The organism is Tardiphaga sp. 42S5 (assembly GCF_034044155.1).
In the GTDB taxonomy this organism is placed as follows: domain Bacteria; phylum Pseudomonadota; class Alphaproteobacteria; order Rhizobiales; family Xanthobacteraceae; genus Tardiphaga; species Tardiphaga robiniae.
The window spans coordinates 4,112,942-4,129,866 of record NZ_CP139027.1 but is presented as its reverse complement, the minus strand read 5'-3'; the positions used below and the strand labels follow the sequence as shown (position 1 = coordinate 4,129,866).

Annotated in this window: 34 protein-coding genes and 2 tRNA genes; 18 read left to right on the top strand and 18 right to left on the bottom strand. The window is 59.7% G+C overall.

What is annotated here, in order from left to right; all coding sequences use genetic code 11:
* The first annotated feature begins 92 nt into the window (after nt 1-92).
* Complete coding sequence (locus SFY93_RS19235) at nt 93-353, top strand: hypothetical protein (RefSeq protein ID WP_068736902.1); 261 nt, start codon at nt 93-95, stop codon at nt 351-353.
* A gap of 3 nt (nt 354-356) precedes the next feature.
* Here SFY93_RS19235 and SFY93_RS19230 read toward each other — a convergent pair whose 3' ends face one another.
* Entirely contained in the window at nt 357-647 is a 291-nt protein-coding gene (locus SFY93_RS19230) for a hypothetical protein (protein ID WP_320444222.1), read from the bottom strand.
* Between the two features lie 195 nt (nt 648-842).
* Between SFY93_RS19230 and SFY93_RS19225 the strand changes: the two genes are divergently transcribed.
* On the top strand, nt 843-1,436 hold the full coding sequence (locus SFY93_RS19225; RefSeq protein ID WP_320444221.1) for a DedA family protein: 594 nt from the start codon (nt 843-845) through the stop codon (nt 1,434-1,436).
* 21 nt (nt 1,437-1,457) lie between these two features.
* On the opposite strand, the gene SFY93_RS19220 is transcribed toward SFY93_RS19225, so the two are convergent.
* The 3 genes from SFY93_RS19220 to SFY93_RS19210 all read right to left on the bottom strand — a co-directional run bounded on the left by SFY93_RS19220 (nt 1,458) and on the right by SFY93_RS19210 (nt 2,602).
* Nucleotides 1,458-1,694, bottom strand: coding sequence for a hypothetical protein (locus SFY93_RS19220; protein ID WP_068736536.1), 237 nt, complete (start codon nt 1,692-1,694; stop codon nt 1,458-1,460).
* A gap of 135 nt (nt 1,695-1,829) precedes the next feature.
* Nucleotides 1,830-2,369 carry a hypothetical protein gene (locus SFY93_RS19215; RefSeq protein ID WP_120290300.1) on the bottom strand — a complete coding sequence of 180 codons (540 nt, stop codon included), beginning with the start codon at nt 2,367-2,369 and terminating at the stop codon, nt 1,830-1,832.
* Nucleotides 2,370-2,527: 158 nt separating this feature from the next.
* Nucleotides 2,528-2,602, bottom strand: a tRNA-Glu gene (locus tag SFY93_RS19210).
* Between the two features lie 329 nt (nt 2,603-2,931).
* On the opposite strand from SFY93_RS19210, the gene SFY93_RS19205 reads away from it, so the two are divergent.
* Both SFY93_RS19205 and SFY93_RS19200 read left to right on the top strand, forming a co-directional pair.
* A complete protein-coding gene (locus SFY93_RS19205; protein WP_175368958.1) occupies nt 2,932-3,186 on the top strand; it encodes a PilZ domain-containing protein in 255 nt (84 codons plus the stop codon).
* A 12-nt stretch (nt 3,187-3,198) separates the two neighbouring features.
* Nucleotides 3,199-3,351 carry a hypothetical protein gene (locus SFY93_RS19200; RefSeq protein ID WP_089264231.1) on the top strand — a complete coding sequence of 51 codons (153 nt, stop codon included), beginning with the start codon at nt 3,199-3,201 and terminating at the stop codon, nt 3,349-3,351.
* Nucleotides 3,352-3,372: 21 nt separating this feature from the next.
* Here the strand turns inward: SFY93_RS19200 and SFY93_RS19195 are convergent, their stop codons facing one another.
* The 4 genes from SFY93_RS19195 to SFY93_RS19180 form a co-directional block, all read right to left on the bottom strand.
* A complete protein-coding gene (locus SFY93_RS19195) occupies nt 3,373-4,020 on the bottom strand; it encodes a glutathione S-transferase family protein (protein ID WP_320444220.1) in 648 nt (215 codons plus the stop codon).
* Between the two features lie 330 nt (nt 4,021-4,350).
* The gene (locus tag SFY93_RS19190; protein WP_089264233.1) at nt 4,351-4,800 is read right to left on the bottom strand and encodes a VOC family protein; all 450 of its coding nucleotides are present in this window, start codon (nt 4,798-4,800) and stop codon (nt 4,351-4,353) included.
* A gap of 138 nt (nt 4,801-4,938) precedes the next feature.
* Nucleotides 4,939-5,106 (bottom strand): hypothetical protein, encoded by a 168-nt coding sequence (locus SFY93_RS19185; protein ID WP_244558297.1) that lies wholly within the window; start codon nt 5,104-5,106, stop codon nt 4,939-4,941.
* Between the two features lie 163 nt (nt 5,107-5,269).
* Entirely contained in the window at nt 5,270-5,794 is a 525-nt protein-coding gene (locus SFY93_RS19180) for a PAS domain-containing protein (RefSeq protein ID WP_320444219.1), read from the bottom strand.
* Nucleotides 5,795-5,955: 161 nt separating this feature from the next.
* On the opposite strand from SFY93_RS19180, the gene SFY93_RS19175 reads away from it, so the two are divergent.
* Entirely contained in the window at nt 5,956-6,081 is a 126-nt protein-coding gene (locus tag SFY93_RS19175) for a hypothetical protein (protein WP_283805494.1), read from the top strand.
* 209 nt (nt 6,082-6,290) lie between these two features.
* On the top strand, nt 6,291-6,476 hold the full coding sequence (locus SFY93_RS19170) for a hypothetical protein (protein ID WP_320444218.1): 186 nt from the start codon (nt 6,291-6,293) through the stop codon (nt 6,474-6,476).
* A 12-nt stretch (nt 6,477-6,488) separates the two neighbouring features.
* On the opposite strand, the gene SFY93_RS19165 is transcribed toward SFY93_RS19170, so the two are convergent.
* The gene (locus tag SFY93_RS19165; RefSeq protein WP_320444217.1) at nt 6,489-6,701 is read right to left on the bottom strand and encodes a hypothetical protein; all 213 of its coding nucleotides are present in this window, start codon (nt 6,699-6,701) and stop codon (nt 6,489-6,491) included.
* Between the two features lie 69 nt (nt 6,702-6,770).
* Here SFY93_RS19165 and SFY93_RS19160 point away from each other — a divergent pair, with 69 nt between their 5' ends.
* Nucleotides 6,771-6,992 (top strand): hypothetical protein, encoded by a 222-nt coding sequence (locus SFY93_RS19160; RefSeq protein ID WP_320444216.1) that lies wholly within the window; start codon nt 6,771-6,773, stop codon nt 6,990-6,992.
* Between the two features lie 30 nt (nt 6,993-7,022).
* On the opposite strand, the gene SFY93_RS19155 is transcribed toward SFY93_RS19160, so the two are convergent.
* Nucleotides 7,023-7,190, bottom strand: a complete 168-nt coding sequence (locus SFY93_RS19155; protein WP_170849665.1) for a hypothetical protein — start codon at nt 7,188-7,190, stop codon at nt 7,023-7,025.
* Nucleotides 7,191-7,445: 255 nt separating this feature from the next.
* Here SFY93_RS19155 and SFY93_RS19150 point away from each other — a divergent pair, with 255 nt between their 5' ends.
* Nucleotides 7,446-7,619, top strand: a complete 174-nt coding sequence (locus SFY93_RS19150) for a DUF3606 domain-containing protein (RefSeq protein ID WP_081422012.1) — start codon at nt 7,446-7,448, stop codon at nt 7,617-7,619.
* A gap of 80 nt (nt 7,620-7,699) precedes the next feature.
* On the opposite strand, the gene SFY93_RS19145 is transcribed toward SFY93_RS19150, so the two are convergent.
* From SFY93_RS19145 to SFY93_RS19135, 3 genes are all read right to left on the bottom strand, one after another.
* The gene (locus SFY93_RS19145; RefSeq protein ID WP_089264240.1) at nt 7,700-8,065 is read right to left on the bottom strand and encodes a PRC-barrel domain-containing protein; all 366 of its coding nucleotides are present in this window, start codon (nt 8,063-8,065) and stop codon (nt 7,700-7,702) included.
* A gap of 62 nt (nt 8,066-8,127) precedes the next feature.
* A complete protein-coding gene (locus tag SFY93_RS19140) occupies nt 8,128-8,373 on the bottom strand; it encodes a hypothetical protein (RefSeq protein WP_081422011.1) in 246 nt (81 codons plus the stop codon).
* A gap of 145 nt (nt 8,374-8,518) precedes the next feature.
* Complete coding sequence (locus SFY93_RS19135) at nt 8,519-8,737, bottom strand: hypothetical protein (protein ID WP_089264242.1); 219 nt, start codon at nt 8,735-8,737, stop codon at nt 8,519-8,521.
* A 104-nt stretch (nt 8,738-8,841) separates the two neighbouring features.
* Between SFY93_RS19135 and SFY93_RS19130 the strand changes: the two genes are divergently transcribed.
* Nucleotides 8,842-9,171, top strand: coding sequence for a hypothetical protein (locus SFY93_RS19130; protein ID WP_320444215.1), 330 nt, complete (start codon nt 8,842-8,844; stop codon nt 9,169-9,171).
* A gap of 122 nt (nt 9,172-9,293) precedes the next feature.
* Here SFY93_RS19130 and SFY93_RS19125 read toward each other — a convergent pair whose 3' ends face one another.
* Nucleotides 9,294-9,479: a hypothetical protein gene (locus SFY93_RS19125; protein WP_139069921.1), complete on the bottom strand. Its 186-nt coding sequence runs from the start codon at nt 9,477-9,479 to the stop codon at nt 9,294-9,296.
* 223 nt (nt 9,480-9,702) lie between these two features.
* A complete protein-coding gene (locus tag SFY93_RS19120) occupies nt 9,703-9,870 on the bottom strand; it encodes a hypothetical protein (RefSeq protein ID WP_158550333.1) in 168 nt (55 codons plus the stop codon).
* A gap of 282 nt (nt 9,871-10,152) precedes the next feature.
* Here SFY93_RS19120 and SFY93_RS19115 point away from each other — a divergent pair, with 282 nt between their 5' ends.
* The 3 genes from SFY93_RS19115 (at nt 10,153) to SFY93_RS19105 (ending at nt 11,082) form a co-directional block, all read left to right on the top strand.
* The gene (locus SFY93_RS19115; protein ID WP_089264246.1) at nt 10,153-10,359 is read left to right on the top strand and encodes a hypothetical protein; all 207 of its coding nucleotides are present in this window, start codon (nt 10,153-10,155) and stop codon (nt 10,357-10,359) included.
* A gap of 160 nt (nt 10,360-10,519) precedes the next feature.
* Nucleotides 10,520-10,768 (top strand): DUF6719 family protein, encoded by a 249-nt coding sequence (locus SFY93_RS19110; protein ID WP_320444214.1) that lies wholly within the window; start codon nt 10,520-10,522, stop codon nt 10,766-10,768.
* A gap of 116 nt (nt 10,769-10,884) precedes the next feature.
* Nucleotides 10,885-11,082 (top strand): DUF3606 domain-containing protein, encoded by a 198-nt coding sequence (locus SFY93_RS19105; RefSeq protein WP_089264248.1) that lies wholly within the window; start codon nt 10,885-10,887, stop codon nt 11,080-11,082.
* 122 nt (nt 11,083-11,204) lie between these two features.
* Here the strand turns inward: SFY93_RS19105 and SFY93_RS19100 are convergent, their stop codons facing one another.
* Nucleotides 11,205-11,678, bottom strand: coding sequence for a hypothetical protein (locus SFY93_RS19100; RefSeq protein ID WP_320444213.1), 474 nt, complete (start codon nt 11,676-11,678; stop codon nt 11,205-11,207).
* Between the two features lie 153 nt (nt 11,679-11,831).
* Here SFY93_RS19100 and SFY93_RS19095 point away from each other — a divergent pair, with 153 nt between their 5' ends.
* The 5 genes from SFY93_RS19095 to SFY93_RS19075 all read left to right on the top strand — a co-directional run bounded on the left by SFY93_RS19095 (nt 11,832) and on the right by SFY93_RS19075 (nt 14,927).
* Nucleotides 11,832-12,071 (top strand): hypothetical protein, encoded by a 240-nt coding sequence (locus SFY93_RS19095; RefSeq protein ID WP_093758515.1) that lies wholly within the window; start codon nt 11,832-11,834, stop codon nt 12,069-12,071.
* 178 nt (nt 12,072-12,249) lie between these two features.
* Nucleotides 12,250-12,564: an H-NS histone family protein gene (locus SFY93_RS19090; RefSeq protein WP_320444212.1), complete on the top strand. Its 315-nt coding sequence runs from the start codon at nt 12,250-12,252 to the stop codon at nt 12,562-12,564.
* A 104-nt stretch (nt 12,565-12,668) separates the two neighbouring features.
* Nucleotides 12,669-13,430 carry an SIR2 family NAD-dependent protein deacylase gene (locus SFY93_RS19085; protein WP_320444211.1) on the top strand — a complete coding sequence of 254 codons (762 nt, stop codon included), beginning with the start codon at nt 12,669-12,671 and terminating at the stop codon, nt 13,428-13,430.
* Nucleotides 13,431-13,623: 193 nt separating this feature from the next.
* Complete coding sequence (locus SFY93_RS19080) at nt 13,624-14,283, top strand: cold-shock protein (protein WP_170849667.1); 660 nt, start codon at nt 13,624-13,626, stop codon at nt 14,281-14,283.
* A 164-nt stretch (nt 14,284-14,447) separates the two neighbouring features.
* The gene (locus tag SFY93_RS19075; RefSeq protein ID WP_093758517.1) at nt 14,448-14,927 is read left to right on the top strand and encodes a DUF192 domain-containing protein; all 480 of its coding nucleotides are present in this window, start codon (nt 14,448-14,450) and stop codon (nt 14,925-14,927) included.
* Between the two features lie 20 nt (nt 14,928-14,947).
* Here the strand turns inward: SFY93_RS19075 and SFY93_RS19070 are convergent.
* Both SFY93_RS19070 and SFY93_RS19065 read right to left on the bottom strand, forming a co-directional pair.
* Nucleotides 14,948-15,024 (bottom strand) — tRNA-Pro (locus tag SFY93_RS19070).
* A gap of 91 nt (nt 15,025-15,115) precedes the next feature.
* The gene (locus SFY93_RS19065; RefSeq protein WP_320444210.1) at nt 15,116-16,300 is read right to left on the bottom strand and encodes an OpgC domain-containing protein; all 1,185 of its coding nucleotides are present in this window, start codon (nt 16,298-16,300) and stop codon (nt 15,116-15,118) included.
* A gap of 263 nt (nt 16,301-16,563) precedes the next feature.
* Here SFY93_RS19065 and SFY93_RS19060 point away from each other — a divergent pair, with 263 nt between their 5' ends.
* Nucleotides 16,564-16,869 (top strand): ETC complex I subunit, encoded by a 306-nt coding sequence (locus SFY93_RS19060; protein WP_089264254.1) that lies wholly within the window; start codon nt 16,564-16,566, stop codon nt 16,867-16,869.
* The last annotated feature ends 56 nt before the right edge of the window (nt 16,870-16,925 follow it).

Below are 16,925 nucleotides of genomic sequence, written 5' to 3'. Positions count from 1 at the left end.
AAAAGAGAAGCTAGTGGGCCCGGGCCAGGGCCGGAACCAATCAGTGTTCGGTCGATTGGGCTGACACAGCTCATACTGCACGGGAAATGACCATGGCCGACGACGCAAAGACACCCCCCTACATCTACGAAGGCGTCGAGCCCGTGCCTGAGGCCAGGTCGACAATCACAGAAACGATCACGGATGTGAAAGAGGCGGTGACCGAGACCGCGCACCGCATCGGCGGTGCCATCGAATCCGGCAAGAAGCCAGGCATGCCCTTGAGCATCCTGGCCAATGTTGCGCGCGAAGCGCCGCTGGGATCGCTGCTGGTTGCTTTTCTGCTCGGCGTCGCCGTGGCGCGCCGGCGCTAGGCGTCAGCGAATCCGGGCCGGCACCAGATTGACCGGCTTCGTGGTCCGTAGCGATGCCGGCTGGTAGGCCGAGGCAGGCGCAAAGACCGACTTGCAGCCGTCGCTTAGCTGAGACTTGTTGCGGATCATGCAAGCCATGACGCGATCGACATCCGGGATTTCCGAACTGCACAGTCGCATCGCATCGCCCGTGCAAAGCTGTTCCTGTTCGGCGCTGTAGGCGTGGCAGACGGTGGTCAGCATGCCGAATGCAAGAACGGTGGCGGCGGCGAGCTTGGCGGTGGTGAATGTCATCTTTGTCCCTCGATCTGGTGTCCATCCGTGCGCCGATCGGCGGGTCGTTGGAACGATGGGATAGAGGGCGTTCGCTTCAGGCGGTTTGCGCGGAGGCGAGGAAACGGTTTCTTCGACCGCGGTTTTGTTTCATTGCTGGTGATGGACGAAACACTGCCTGAACGAAACACAGCGCCGGTCGGAATCCCCTCCCTGATGGACATCATTCAGAAAATCTCGGCGCTGATCGCCGCGCAAGCCGATTTGGCTGGGCCGCTTGGCTTCGTCATCGCCTTCTTCGGATGTCTGGTCGGCTCCAGTTTCGTGGTGCCGGCCGCCGCCATCGTGACGGCGACCGGTGTGCTGATCGGGGCCGGCGTGGTGTCCTGGACTTTCGTCCTTTGGGCCATCGGCGGCGCGGTGCTCGGCATGAGCGTGTCCTATGAGCTCGGCAAACGGTGCGGGCCGAGGCTGCTGGAGATGCGGATGCTCCAATCGCGTCAGCAACTGGTGGCGCGGGTGCGTAGGCTATTCGAGCGCTACGGCATCGCGGCGATCATGGTCGGCTACCATATCGGGCCGGCGCGCGCGTTGGTCACCAGCGTCGCGGGCATCGCCGGCATGCCGCGTCTGAAGTTCGAAACCGCCAGTATCGTGTCCGCCATGGTCTGGATCGTCGATCATGCCTTGATCGGCGTCATTCCCGGCACACTCATCGACGCCGACAGTCCATGGTTGCTCCCGGTGACATTGGGAGCGCCGGTCGTCGTGATCGTCCTCACCGTGTTGTTGCTGCGCAAGGCGTTCTAGCCACAGCGCCAACGCGTCGCATCACGCCGCCTTCGAGATCTTCTTCTTGAGATGTCCGGTGTCGTGATCACGGCGGAGCTGACTGAGCGACGTGTCGTTGAGCTTCGGCAGCACTTCGCTGAGCGTGAGCGTGTCGGGATGCCCGGCTGCGAAGAACTTGCCGTAGATCTTGCGGAGTGTTGCCAGTGTGGTGCTGCCGTATTTCTCGGTCATCGCGCTGTCGTGCGCGTGAAGGTGATCGCCGCCGTCATGCTTCATGTCTCGCTCCCTACCGGTATCGCATGATCTCGCACCTTGAGCAGTGCAGATTGCGTTCGGCCAGACAGACTAGGCGCGGTGCTGTGGAGAGTACAAGCAGTTCACGTGTGCTCGGGAGCAATCGCGCGGGATGGCTTAGCCGCGTGCCCCGGGGCGCTTGCGCTGCACAACGATCTTCATCTTCTGACGGCCCTTGCTCGCCGCGGCGCGGGATCGTGAGCGGCGCGGCTGCTCTCGCGCGGCAGGCTTGTCGTCAGTCGCCGAGGTGCTGGCAAAAGACTGCCGGAGAGTGTCGAGCGTGGAGGTGAGGGCGCCGACCTGTTCATTGAGCTTGCGCGCTTCGTTCTGCTGCGCCGTCATCAGACGCTGCATAGTCTGCAGCTGATCCTGCACGACCTGGAGTTGGTCGATGGACTGTTGCTGGGTGGCCTCGATGCCCTTGGTCTTTTCGATCAGCTGTTCGGACGCTTGCGCCACACGGGCCTGTTGCAGGCGTGATGCGGTGAGCCGCTCCGGCTCCGGCGTTGCGCCGCTGTAGCTGCGCCACGTGAATATGCCGCCGATGCCGATCACGACCAGAAACAGGGCCGCAGCCGCAACCATGATCGGCTGCTGGCTAATGCGCCAGGTGTGACTGGGTTCGGACGCGTAACTGTGCTGGGAAGCGCTCGGCATGATTTCGACCATGAAGCTCGAAGTCCTATGGCGTGTGATCGTTCCAATCCGCGACAAAACCATCCAGAACGCGTGAATTTCGGGAGGTTCGCGGCCAAGTTCAACGAAAATAAGGCTCGGGTGGCAATAACGTGGCCTAACCCAGGGCAGTGCGCGAATGGCGCTCCCTAGCGGAATCGAACCGCTCTCTCCACCGTGAAAGGGTGGCGTCCTAACCGATAGACGAAGGGAGCAAAAAACCCCGGCCGATCCAGCGGCCCGAAATCAGGCCAAGGATACCGCGGTTCTGCACGGCTATTTCTAAAATCGCCGCAACATCAAAGCTTTAGGGCTGATCTATCGCGGGCGGCACCGACCGAAAGCAAATCAGTTTGGTGCCAGCGGCCGAACGTATAGTGACGTTTGTTCGGGTCGGCAAGTGGGCGGTGAGGGATCAGGTGGATGATCCCCATGCGCGGAGCACGGACCTTGTGCACAGGACATTTCGAACTCTTCTGCACCTCTCAACGGTTCTTAAAGCATGCAGGCTTAAGGCTCTCTCCCGGGGGCGTGGAGTGATGCGATGGCAGTGACGAAAAAACGCGACACACGCCGGTCCGTACACCAGGCCGCATGGATCACGCTGGACGGTGGATTCGCGGCCCGGCAATGCAATGTGCTGGATCTCTCGGCCTCCGGCGCGAAAGTCGTCGTCGACGATCCCACGTCGGTCCCCAACAAGATGAAGCTGGCTTTCTCGCGCGACGCGCGCACCGGGCGTACGTGTGAAGTGGTCTGGCGCCGCGGCAAGACGCTGGGCGTTCGCTTCATCGCGTAGGGCCCCACGATCGTGCGCCCCGATATCGTCATTCCCGTATTGATGGGCTGCGCGCTGCTGTGGTGGATCGGCCGTGGCATGAACTGGTCCACGCGCCTTATCGTGGCCGCGATCACGCTGGTGGTGATCATGGGCATCCTGCTGCTCGAACGCTCGCTGAACTAACGTTCAAGCGAACGCCTGCGCTCAGGAGAGCGGCGGCGCGACATAGGTCTGGAAGCCCGGCCGTACCGAGATCGCCTGATACCAGCGTTGCAGATGCGGAAGTGCAGGGCGGATGACGCCCTCGACGCCGAACCATCGCCGCGCATAGCAACCGATGGCGATATCGGCGAGGCTGAAATCGTCGCCTTCCATCCAGGTCTGACGGGAAAGTTGCCGGTCGACCATCTCCCACAGCGCCGCATTGGCATCCGCGGCCTTCTGCAGCGCGGCCATGTCGCGGTCGGCGACGGGCGTCCGCACCAGTCCCCAGAACAACGGGCGTTCGGCCGGCTGCAATGTCGTCAGTGTCCAGTCGAGCCAGCGCTCCATCCCGGCGCGCACTTTTGGCGTGGATGGGTAGAGGCGCGATGTAGCGCCATAGGCCAGGGCGACATAGCGCATGATGGAATTGGATTCCCACAGCACGAAATCGCCTTGCACCAAGGTGGGCACGCGACCGTTGGGATTCATCGCCAGATAGTCGGCCTCGCTGTTGCGGCCAAATTGCATGCCGGCATCAATGCGCTCATAAGCGACGTCGAGTTCATGGCAGCACCACAGAACCTTTTGCACATTGACCGAATTGGCGCGGCCCCAGATCTGCAGGGATGGAGTGGGAGTCTGCGGCACGATGAACCTCGCTGGCGGATAAGCGCTGCAGGTTTAGCCAGCAACGCGCCGCCATCGCAAGGCCGGTCTCGTGCTGACCTCTCACAAAGGAGCGAGCCCGCAAACGCAACAGGCCCCGCGTGAGCGAGGCCTGTTCATGGGTTCAGCTTGGGAGGCGTCAGCGACCGAAGAAGAGCCACAGCAGAATGATCACCGGAATCGGTACACCCAGCAGCCAGAGCAGAATTCCACGTCCCATTGTCTCAGCCTCCATGAAATCAGTATCGCATCAACAACGCGGCACTGCTCATGGCGTTCCACCGCTGCACCTGCAGCGATGCGTTTTGTGAGTTACCAATGTCCGGTGTTGGGCATTGACGACCATGGCTCCTGCGGCGGCAGTGCGTCGCCTTTCTGCAGAAGCTCGATGGAATGCAGATCCGGCGAGCGAACGAAGGCCATCTGGCCATCGCGCGGCGGACGATTGATGGTGATGCCGAGCTTCATCAACCGGTCGCAGGTCGCATAGATGTCGTCGACCTCATAAGCGAGATGACCGAAATAGCGATCCTCGCCATATTTCTCTTCGTCCCAGTTGTAAGTGAGTTCGACCAGCGGCGCGCCTCGTCCCTTGGTCTTCGCAAGTAACGCCTCGTCTTCGGCGGCGCACAAGAACACCAGAGTGAATTTCGCCTTGTCGTTGTCGACCCGGCGGACTTCCTTGAGCCCGAGCGCATCGGCATAGAATTTCAGGGCCGCATCCAGATTGCGGACGCGCAGCATGGTGTGAAGGTAGCGCATTGGGATTGTCTCCATGGGATCGACACAAGCGTGCAACCACTAGGGCAGCGGCGCTTGCCATAGCAGCTAAACAAGACAAATGGCAGATGTCGTCTTGAGAAAGAGGGCGCACCATCTGAATTGTGAAGAGCGTTGCCCTCAGGCGCTGACATCCACGATGGCGGGCGTATCGATTTCCCGCTTGTGCCAGACGGTCAAATCCTTGCGCGGCTTCTCCCACGCATATTCGTCACCGTTTTTTTGCAAATGCTGAATGGCCGCCACATGGGCGTCATCGGCGCTCTTGGCCTCCACGACGATCTCCACGGATTCCTCGACGGAGCGAACGACGACGACGCTAAAAAATTTCCTTGCCATGCGGGCATAACCGGCAGCGAAAGGCTACGTTCCCGGCGACGATGTATTAAGCTGTGACCGCAGCATTTTATCGGCAACGCTGTCGTAAAGAGCAATCTCGAACCGTACGGGACTAAGTCGGGACGATGCTGAAATGATGATCATCGATCTTCTCTCGCGTAATGTCGACGATGGCGCCGGGAAACCGAACCGCCTTGCCCGACGAGTCGAGCGTGCACTTGCCGCGCGCATAGACCCAATGCGTGTCGCCGTGAGAGACGACGCGATATTCACGGGAGAAGACCTGACCGGTCGTCAGTGAACGATTGATAGCGGCGGTGACGTCATCGATGTCGTCCGGATGAATGGCATCCAGCCAGTCTTGCAACGGCGTGCCCCGCGAGGCCAAATCCGCATTGACGCCGAACAGGCGGGCGAATTTGCTGTCTGCGTAGACGCGGTCATTGGCGATGTCCCAGTCCCAGGTGCCGACCAATCGATCTTGGATACTGGAATCGCCTTCATGATGACGCACGCCGCTCTGGGCGGCTTCGAGCGAAGCCATCCGCAGGATCTGCGCGAGAACTGTCTGATGGCTCGCCTGCGCCGAGATGGCGAGCTCCCTGCAGATCTCCGAGATGGACCGACCGACAATCATCACCGCTCCCGGAACTTATTGGCCAACTGATCGTAATATTGCGTATATTGATGGGCATTCAATTCAACGTACAGGGAAAAGGTTCCGAAACCTTTCTGTACAACTTGGGAGTGTTACTCGTGTGGCGGTTTGGAAGGGCTTCGGACGAGGAGGCCTTAAAAATGGTTGTGACTTACCTCACCATTAACGAGCCGGAGCGCCGTCGCGAAATATTCGAACTCGCTGAGAAGTATGCGAAGGAGACCTGCGCTCCCCCGATCTCGCAGGACAACGTCGATAAGAAGTGACAACGGCCGGGAAATAACGAACCGGCCAGGATGGCTTCGCGATGCGGTTCTGTAGTTTAGTTTGATCGCGGGAGCGCCGGAAATTAACAGTCCACAACGGCTTCGTTAAAATCCGATCGGCCAAGTAACCTTCATCGGTTAGGTTAAAACCAGAGTATGATTGCGCGGAAATAAGAGTGAGCTATTCATTTCCCATCGAGGGAGTGACCATGTCCGCTTCGTTTCACAATGCCGACAAGCCGACGCATCGACGGGTGATGCTGGTGGGATTTCTGTTCTGCACAGCCTTTGTCGCGGTGAGCTTCTTTGCACGGCCGCAGCCGACAACCGACCATGTCCTGCTGAAAGCCGACAAGCTCACTCGCACCGCCGGCCAGCCCGTGACTGCCAACTAACCAAGCAAAGCGTCAACGCTGGCTCGGCGTGGTGTTCGGGGTGAAGGGCACGATCACGCGCACCGGCTCTTGCGACACAGGTCGTTCATAAGCGACATGCTGGGCGTTTTTGCTTGCAACAGCGGGTATCGGCTCGAGGAGCCACGGTACGAAGGCGATCATTCCGCAGACAAGCGCGACCGCGCTGAGCAGGAATACGCCATTATCTTCTTCTCTCGGTCCCATGCCATGGAAACACCGCACTGCGGCGTTCGTTCCAGCTATACGGTTGCGTAAGAGCGGCGGGGGAAGGTCATGAGAATTATCGTTGTTGGACTGCTGATCGCTGTCATCCCGCTGCAGGCCTTCGCTGCGGCGTCGAAGAAGCCAGTGGCAACGAAGCAGAGCGTGACGCCGGCATCACGAAAAGCAGATCCGTGTAAGCAATACGGCGCCGGCTTCGTCCAGGTTGAGGGGACGTCGACCTGCATCAGGGTCGGCGGGAGCGTCGGCATTGGTGGAAGCGTTTCGCAATAGAGCGCGGATCGCCGCGGACTGCTGGCTACCTCAGACCTTCTTGTCGAGCTCGACCGGCGCCTCCGGCGGCTCGTGATGGTCGTCATAGGCCCGTTTCGCCTGCAACTGGTCCCATGCCCCCGTGCGCAATGACAGCCGACCGTAAGGCGGCGGGTTCGGCCTCAGTTCGACGGTTTGAACGACAAGGGCTGTGGACATCATCTCCCATAATGCCGCGGGTGCGATTGGGTTCTCCGAGCTCTGGAAGTGCAGTTAAAGCCGGGTTGGCGGAATCTCCGGCATTTGAACAATTGCTTGTGTGGCAGGTGAGCGGCGCCCGGAACAAGTCACAGTCGTGCATGTTTTGCACTCACCAAACGGCATATGGGACACCTTGCGTGGACGAAGATTTCAATGACGCCGGCGAGCAGCTCGCCATGTACATCAACCAGTTAATTGAAGAGGCCGACGACGATGGACGACCGGAAGAACAAGGGTCAGCCGGATCGCAGCAAGATCAACATGCACGAGGCGCATGAGGTGAAATACTGGACCCATCAGCTCGGCGTTTCCCGCGAGCAGCTGCAGGCCGCGGTGGAGAAAGTTGGCAATGCGGCTGCGGCAGTGCGCAAGGAACTGGCGCACTAGAGCCGATGCATCGGACTGGGTGAACAAACAAGAACGGCACCCGATCGGGTGCCGTTCTGCTGTGTGGTATATCCCGGGCGTCAGATGCCCATGGGAACGCCGTAGTAATCGTTCACCGCGCGGGCCCGCGATGTGTCAGCCCAATTCCAACTATTGTCGTTGCCGTATTTGGGAGCGTTCTCCAGCTGCTGCTGCGTTACGCCAGTGCGATAACCGCCCAGTGCGGTATCATATTTCAGCGACTGCCAGGGCAGGGGATAGTGATCGTCGCCGATGCCGAGAAAGCCGCCAAAGCTGAGCACAGCGTAGGACACCCGGCCACTCTTCTTGTCGATCATCACGCGCTCGATCGATCCGATCTTCTGGTCGTCAGCGCCGAACACTGCGGTGCCTTCGACCTTGTCGCTGCCAATCAGGTTACCTTGTTCACTTGCTTCGATGGGCATGTAGAGCCTCCCTTTTGGTTGTGTCTGGCCAACAGGTAAAAGGGAGAAACGTTCCTGCGTCGTCAGCGACTGGCCACGAGGCGCAGGCGCGGCTTCAACGTATTTTGCAAGTCGTCAGCAAGCTTGAGGACCCGCGGATCGCTGGAGCGGGCTGCGCAGGTTGAGAACTGATTGACTGAGCGGACAAGAGCCTCGCGTTCCTCGCGCGTACGCGTGACATGCGGACTCGACAGGCGCAGCACCATCTGGCCAAGGCCGACGAGCAATTCATCGAGCGCTTTGTCGATCTTTGCGATCTGTTCGATCATCGCCATTACTCCACTACTCGCACGCGTGTCCGTGCGACACCGCGTACATTCATGGAGAGGAAAGCGTCGGCTTTGCGAGCCGTTCCGATAACCGGCCCCTCATGGTGAATGAAACGTGAAGGCGGTATGGGGGCGCGTTAAGGCTTCACCCGGAGCTAATCGGCGCCTTGTCGCGGGGGAGCGTAGCGAAGCGACGCGTATAGGGTGATGGTTTCATTTTGCGATGCGTCACGGGAATCATCTTGTCGCGTCCGTTGTGTTCATCGAAAGCGCGAAGCCGCTCTCTGATGAATTCGGGGTGCGCCGCGTGAAAGGCCTGAAGCTGGCGGGCGAGCTGCGCACGGCGATAGCGAATGGGCATCATGACGCACCTCCGGTCTGGAACCCGAGCGGTGAAATCTTACAGGCCCTGAAACCAACAAAAAAGCTTGGCGTTATTTGGCCGGTGGTGAACAGAAAGGGTATCACATGAAAAAGGCAGCATTGATCCTAGCCACTATCGCAGCCATCGGCACGACCGCCATGACGGCGCCTGCTGAAGCGCGCGGATGGGGTCGAGGTTGGGGACCGGGTCCCGCAATCGGCTTTGGTATTGCCGCAGGTGCGCTGGCCGCGGGGGCCTATGGTGCGTACGGACCGTACGGATACGGATATGGTCCACGCTATTATGGCTACGGTCCCGGCTACGGCTATTACCGACCGCGCTATTACCGTCCGGCTTACTATGGCGGTTACTATGGTCCCGGCCCCTATGCCTATGGTGGGCCGCGTTACTATCGCAGCTATGGTTATTGGTAGGGCCGAACACGGCCCGGAGCATTGCTTCGGGCCTATTGCGCTGCATGCGCGCGACGCGCATTCAATAAAAAGCCCGCCAGATGGCGGGCTTTTTATTGGTCGCTGCTGCGAGCAGATCGTAGCTAGTGCCGCACACGGCGCTCCTGACGGGGTGTCACGAACTCGTTCCAGTCGGTTGCCCGTACCTTTTCGATCGTGGTCTCGTAATAGTCTTCACGTTCGCGCTGGAACTTCGCCTGTTTCTCGCGAAATTCTGCCACCCGGCGTTCCATGTCGGCGCGTGCCGCTGAAATTCTTTCTTCGTTCATTCTCTTCTCTTCGTTTCGCTCCCTAAGGAGAGCATCGATGCCGAATGCGGCATCAATCCGATCTTTGCAAGGCGACCGGTGGATAAGTTGCAGCGCGCGACGCTCACACAAGCTGAGATCTCCCACACCGAATCACCGGCAAAACCAAACCTCGCATCACCGCTGTGAAGCGAGGTTGGATATTCCAGCGCAGACGTAACGCCGCCGACGCCAAAGGGTTCCGTTATTCAGCACTCTCCAACGCAAGCGCCTGTTCGAAATCCCGCATCCGCGCGTTGACCCAGTCTTCGTCCTGACAACTCAACAGCAGCATTTCTCGTTCTGCCTTGCGGCAGAATTCCGGATCCGGATCGATGCTTTTCCAAAGGTCGATACGTGCCTGCAAATCCATGTCAGTCTCCCTGTTTTCCAGCCGCGTATGCCCCGCCAACCCGGCGATTCCTGTGACGTCCCGATAAAACATTGGCGAATGAAGTTCTCTATTTGTTCTAGTTCAGGTCAGCCATTCTGTCCATCGGGATCTCGCTGCGGCAGATTGGAATGCACGGAAATTCTGCAGGGGAATGGTGCGATCCGGGGTCCCGATTTTGATCGCGATGGAGAGTGTCATCGTCATCGGCTATAAGGCCGCTCGCTCGGGGCGTTTTGCTTCGGCGTCTGTCAGGAGAGCTGCATGAGCAAGCAGGCAATGCGCGAAGAGGCCGAGCGTCTGATCCGCGAGACCATGGAGCGCAAGGCGCTGGTGGTGAAGCAGGGCGACACACGGATTATGACGACCTGCGGCAAGTGCGGCGCGGCGAACAAGGTCTCGGCGCCAAAGGGCGTCGCGCGGGTGTCTTTCACCTGCAAGGAGTGCGGTCACGAGCAGGTCACGCTCTGACCCTATGCTGAGACCGGAAATCGGCGCGAAAATTGCTTTGTGTTTCGCGGTGGTCCGGGGCAATAATTGCGGTAACGGCTCGGGCAGAGCTGACTGCAAAAATTGAAGGGCGTGAAGATTACCCTTGGACCGGTGCGTATTTGCTGTGTTGGGGACGACCATGCGTTTTTGGGTTTTGGGGACTTTCGGAATTTCTCTGGTGGCGTTGGCCACACCTTCCGCCGCTCAGTCCATTCGGACAGCTGAACCGCTCATCCTGGCGCCTTATGAGAGCGCGCTGGTCCAGGACGGGTCATGTGCGGCCGGCAAGATCTTGAAGGTCACCGGCGCCATTCGCGGCCTGCGCCGTAAGAAGCTGTGCATCCCGCTCAACGAGATCCAGGCCTCGCTGGGCTCGATGGTTCAGTAGCCGCTCGCGGCAAGGCTTGCTTTGGCTGGACGACTTTCCAAGATCGCATCAATCGCCTGTTAACGTTGGAGTATGCACTCGCTTGGGCTGTGCGGGCGACGTGTTACCCTGCCGGCATGATCAGTCTCGTCCCAGTGGCCGTCGTCCTGGCGTCCGAACGCGGCGTCCGGCCGGCGCCGGTGATCGATTCCAGTGACGCCACCCAGCGCGACTATTGGGCCTATCGGCTGAGTGTCTCGCCGACCGAACTGAACGCTGCAATCGAAAAGGTCGGCTCGTCGGTTGCCGCCGTACGGCGACACCTCGGCAAATAGCCAGGACCAACGGACGTCCCCTCGAGTTGAAGCTCCAGCAAGCCGAAGCCCGCAAGGCGAAAGCCCCGCCGGGGGAGGACGGGGCTTTCTGAAAACGGAGCATCGGGGAAGCTGCTCCGGCTTTACAACCGGTCGCGCCCGGAATCGTTCCGCAGCGTTGTTCGGATACGCGTCTGCATGGCTTCGTAGTAGACGTCGCGCTCGTGGATCATCTGGGCCTGGCGAGCCTTGAACGAAGCAACGCGCTTGAGGATCTCGGCCCGCTCAGATGGGCCCGAATAAAGCGGATCTCTCCGGGCAGGAGATGGCACGTTGGTTGGAACTGCAACAGGAATGTTCTGCGAACTACGCTCCGAGGTTTCAATTGCCGCGTTCGCCGCATGTACAATCAATGTAGGGGCCGTCAAGCGATCTGCCTTCATGATGGCAGGCGAGGTGACGGTTTGCGTTGAAACGGACGCGTGCGATGGCGCGTGGCTCGGCGGTTGCCAGATGTTCAGTCGCTGGGCCGCGACCGGATGCGCGGCGGCGACTTCCTGTACGAATGCGAGCGTCTGCGCGACCAGCCGGTCACGCTCTTCTTTCCAGGATGCCATGACGCGTTTCCCCAATCCCGCACCCATTCTCTGCGAAGCGTGAGCTCGACGTCAATTGAATTGCATCCATCATGATGTCTTCGGTGGATGATCGCGCTGCCGCGCTTGCGGCGCATGGATGTTGCCGCTAGTTCGGAACAAACGGAGATTTCCATGGCCAAGATCGATCTGGACTCACTGAGCATCGAGGAACTTGCGGCACTGCGCGATCATGCATCCGACAAGCTGGCGGAAAAAGTTGCTGCGCGTCAGGCTGAGCTCGAAGCCGAGCTCGATAAGCTCGCGCAGTACGGCAAGTCCGTGAAGAAGTCTCAGGCAACGCCGGTGGCAAAGCCGAAGAAGGACGATCTGCCGAAGAGCGAGCTCTCCGCCGATGTCTCGCGAGCTGCATAAAGATTTCGCAAATCGGTATTTGATTACTTAAGGGCGGAGTTCATTTCAGCTTCGCCCCGATATTTGATTTTGATGTGGTGTTTTGACACCGTCCGCATTTCATTTAATTGACGCACGCTGGCGCGTATTTTGCGCGCCTTGGGGAAGGAGTGCGGACGTATTTGATCGGAGCTTATTTATGCCGACCCTTGATATCAAATCTCTTTCGGTTCCCGAACTCCTCGCATTGCGGGAGGATATCGACGAGCAGTTGCAAGCCCACCGCGCCGAATTGCAGGCGCAACTCGCACAGATCAGAAATGTCGACGGCAGAACCAGCCGCGTCAAAGGCATCAAGGTTCCGCCGAAGTATCGCCATCCCAGGACCGGAGAGACCTGGACCGGGCGCGGCGGTGTTGCGGGGTGGCTCGCGAAGGAGATCGCAGCCGGCCGCAAGCGGGAAGACTTTTTGATCGACAAGCCCGCCAGGAACGGACGCGCCAAAGCGAAATAGATCCTGGAAACGTGGCGACGAAGCAAAACATGCGTTGATCCCGGCATGGCACCGGATCCCGGTCTGCGGCATTGTCGTCGGATCACTTCCTCTCGGACCTTCCAATGATTGCAACCGACCTTCGCACTGGCGTGGATCGTCTTGGCGAGATGATCGCCGAGGCGAGAACCATCGTGCCGTTCACCGGCGCGGGGATTTCGACTGAAACGGGCATTCCCGACTTTCGTTCGCCTGGTGGCTTGTGGACCCGCAACCAGCCAATTCCGTTCGACGAATTCGTCGCCAGCCAGGACGCACGAGATGAAGCCTGGCGCCGGCGCTTTGCGATGGAAGAGACATTCGCTGCGGCCAAGCCTGGTCGCGGGCATCGCGCACTCGCCTCGCTCTACAAGGCCGGCAAGATTCCCGCTGTGATCACCCAAAACATCGACAACTTGCATCAAGCGTCCGGCTTCAAGGCTGATGCTGTGATCGAGCTGCACGGCAATACGACCTATGCGCGCTGCATCGGTTGCGCGAGGCGCTATGAGCTCGATTGGGTGAAGAGCAGATTCGATTCCGAAAGACAGGCGCCAGACTGCACGGTATGCGGCGAGCCCGTGAAGGCTGCGACGATCTCATTCGGTCAGGCGATGCCTGAAGATGAGATGCGTCGCGCAGCTGAGCTATCGCAGCACTGCGATCTGTTCATTGCGATTGGATCGTCGCTCGTCGTGTGGCCCGCAGCGGGATTCCCGATGATGGCGAAACATGCCGGTGCACGCCTTGTCATCATCAACAATGAGGCGACCGAGCAGGACGATCACGCTGACCTTGTCATTCGCCATGATATCGGCGAAACGCTCGGACCATTCGTCGGAAATTGATGCGCATCTGATTCGTTTGAGCGCAAGCTGTTCATAGCTGTCACTGTGTTCGTTTTTTGTCTTTGCTGATCAGGCGACAGTGTTATCTTCGAATCGAAAGATTCGCACCGCGCCATCGTGAATTAGCTTCGATGGGGCATGTGAGATGGCGCTGACAGGGCTGACAGCGCAAATGATAGTGGGATCCGGGGCCATGGGGTCGGACGCATTTGAGTCCAAGCGGTTGGGGGGACTGATTCCCGGAGCGGGTGGTCCGCGACCAGGGAATGAGCTTTCAGGCAACGCAAGCCGCGACGCACTCGACCCCTTTGCGGGCGTCGGCGAAGGCAACGCCGTCGATCTCGTCGAGATCAGCGGTGTTATCAAGTGGTTCGATGCTTCCAAGGGTTATGGCTTCATCATTCCTGACAATGGCGCAGCCGACGTGCTCCTGCATGTGACCGTGCTTCGCCGCGACGGCTACCAGACGGCCTATGAAGGTGCCCGTGTGGTCGTTGAATGCACCCAGCGGTCCAAGGGCTATCAGGCTTTCCGCGTTGTCTCGATGGACGAGTCGACTGCCATCCATCCCGCGCAGATGTTGCCGCCGCGCACGCATGTCAGCGTGACGCCTACCAGTGGCCTCGAGCGGGCGCAGGTGAAGTGGTTCAACCGGCTGCGTGGCTTCGGCTTCCTCAGCTGCGGCGAAGGCACGCCGGATATCTTCGTCCACATGGAAACCCTGCGCCGCTTCGGCATGACCGAGCTGCGTCCCGGCCAGTATGTGCTGGTGCGCTTCGGGCCCGGCTCCAAGGGCATGATGGCTGCCGAGATCCAGCCCGAAGGCGGTACGCCGGGTCTTTCGTCGCACTAAGCCGTCTACGGTTTTCCAAGTTTCTTGCGGGTTTCCTGCCAGCCTTACCGTCTGAGGGCCATCACGCGGCTGTGCATCACGACCGTCTGGCGCTGGTACGCGTCGTCAGGCTAGGGTCGCGCCGCCCGGCGTTCTGACCGGGCTCTTTGCGTGGATTGCCCTTCATGAGTCTGTTCCGCTTCGCCGCCCGCTGCCGCCTCTCGATGCTGGCGGTGATCGCCGCCCTGGCCCTTGTCGGCCCTTACAAGCCAGCCGCAGCCGCCGAATTCCAGCCGCTCGAAATCGTCACCAAGTCAGGTGTGCGGATGTTCTCCGTCGAAATCGCCAAGACCGACGAGGAGCGGGCGACCGGTCTGATGTACCGCAAGGAGCTCGCGGATGGCCGCGGCATGCTGTTCGACTTCACGCCGGAGCAGCAGGTCTCCATGTGGATGAAGAACACCTTTGTTTCGCTCGACATGGTCTTCATTACCGGCGACGGCCGGGTGCTCCGGATCGCGGAGAATACCGAGCCGCAATCCCTGAAGATCATTTCATCGGGAGGCCCGGCACGGGCTGTTCTCGAAGTGGTCGCCGGCACCGCCAAAAAATATGGAATCGCGCCGGGAGACCAAGTGGTCCATCCGCTGTTCAAGAAACGCTAAGTCTTTGAATTAATGGGGGATGGTCGGGGCACTAGGATTCGAACCTAGGACCTGCGGTACCCAAAACCGCCGCGCTACCAGGCTGCGCTATACCCCGACGATGCGGTGTCGATACACGCTTAGGCCGGGGGCAGCAAGGCATCTGCCGGCGATTTCTCGCCTGTCCCGCACCATGTTCGACAACGGGTCTATTCTGCGGCTTTCGACGGCGATGCCTGCTGTTCTGACGCTGCGGGAGTAGCCGGCTTCGGCAACGGCTTGTCCTGCTTTTTCGACCAGGAGATGTAATAGGCCACGCAGGTCATGATGCCGATGCCGGCGGCGCTGACGAAGATTTGCGCCAGCAGCGAGCCCGACGACATCATCAGCTGGAAGTGGCCGACGAAGGACAGGAACACGCCGACGCAGAATACGGCGAGCGACTGCTGGCCGCATTTGATGAGCGGCTGAAACACCGGCCACTCCAGGCCCTTCCATTCCTTCGGCACGAAGCGGGTGACGAAGAAGGCGATGATCACGAAATGCAGCACGCGATAGGGCGCGAGGTTGGTCTTGTCGTTTGGATTGAACGCGTCGAACAACCAGTCCGGCATGATCATGTGGCCGGTGTCCGGGAAGCGACCGGCCATGGTCATGACAAGCGAGAACAAGAGATAGGCGATGCCGAAATACAGCAGCACCTTGGAGCGGATCACCGAGCGTGACTCGAGCGCGCCGCCGAGCGCGAACCAGGCGCCGAACACAAACAGTAATTGCCAGGTGAACGGGTTGAAGTACCAGACGCCGTAGGGATAGGCGGGCAGATTCCAGCCGAACTGGCGTGCCGCGAAATACAGCGCCAGCGACGCCAGCATTGTCAGATCCGGCTTGCGCAGCATCATCCACAGCACCGGCGGGAACAGGCCCATCAGCACGATATAGAGTGGCAGCACGTCGAGGTTGAGCGGCTTGAACTTGAGCAGCAGACCTTGCGTCAGTGTCTGGATCGGATTGTCGACCAGACCGGCAACGTTGAACTCGTTGATGATGTCGGGGTCGTTATAGCGCTGCGCCACATAGCCGATGGCGGCGATGTAGATCACGAACAGGATAACGTGGGCGACATAGAGCTGCCAGACCCGCTTGGTGAGGCGCGTAGCGCCGACGATGAAGCCCCGCTCCAGCATCATCTTGGCGTAGACGAAGGACGCCGTGTAGCCGGAGATGAACACGAACAGGTCGGCCGCGTCGGAGAAGCCATAGTTCCGGGTGGTGACCCAGTTCACCACATTGTCGGGGATGTGATCGAGGTAGATCGCCCAGTTGGCGATGCCGCGGAACAGGTCCAGCCGCAGGTCGCGGCCTTTGGGGGGAAGGATGGCGTGAATATCCATGGGTGCCGCTTCAGGAGCCCTTCGTGATGCCGAATTGCGAGATCAGATAGACCGCTTCGTGCCCCGATTGTCACGACGCCGTGGAACGAATATACACAATAACGAAGCCGCCAAACGACGGAATCACGGATCAAATTCGTGACAATTGGATATACCAGCCCCGCCGTTTTCACCAATTTGTCGCAGTGTCGCAGCTGACCAAGGCCGATCCCGAGACGCTAATCCCGAGACGAAGGCCCATCCTTAAAAGGCTATCGCATTCCATGACCGCACGTATCTTCAAAGCCCCCAAGAACGCCATGCAGGCCGGCCTCGCCAAGACCAAGGACTGGCAGCTCGATTATGAGCCGGAGCAGGCGCGGGTGATCGAGCCCCTGATGGGCTGGACGTCGTCCGGTGACATGAAGCAGCAGCTGTCCATCCATTTCGACAGTAAGGAAGAGGCGGTCGCCTACTGCGAACGCGAAGGCATTGCCTATCAGGTGATCGAGCCCAAGGTGCGTGCGCCCCGGACCATCGCCTATGCCGACAATTTTGCGTTCCGCCGCTCGGAGCCATGGTCGCACTGACGATCGGTTTGCGGGCAAATCAGCCTCCGTAACGCCCCAAATCTCACCCTGACCAG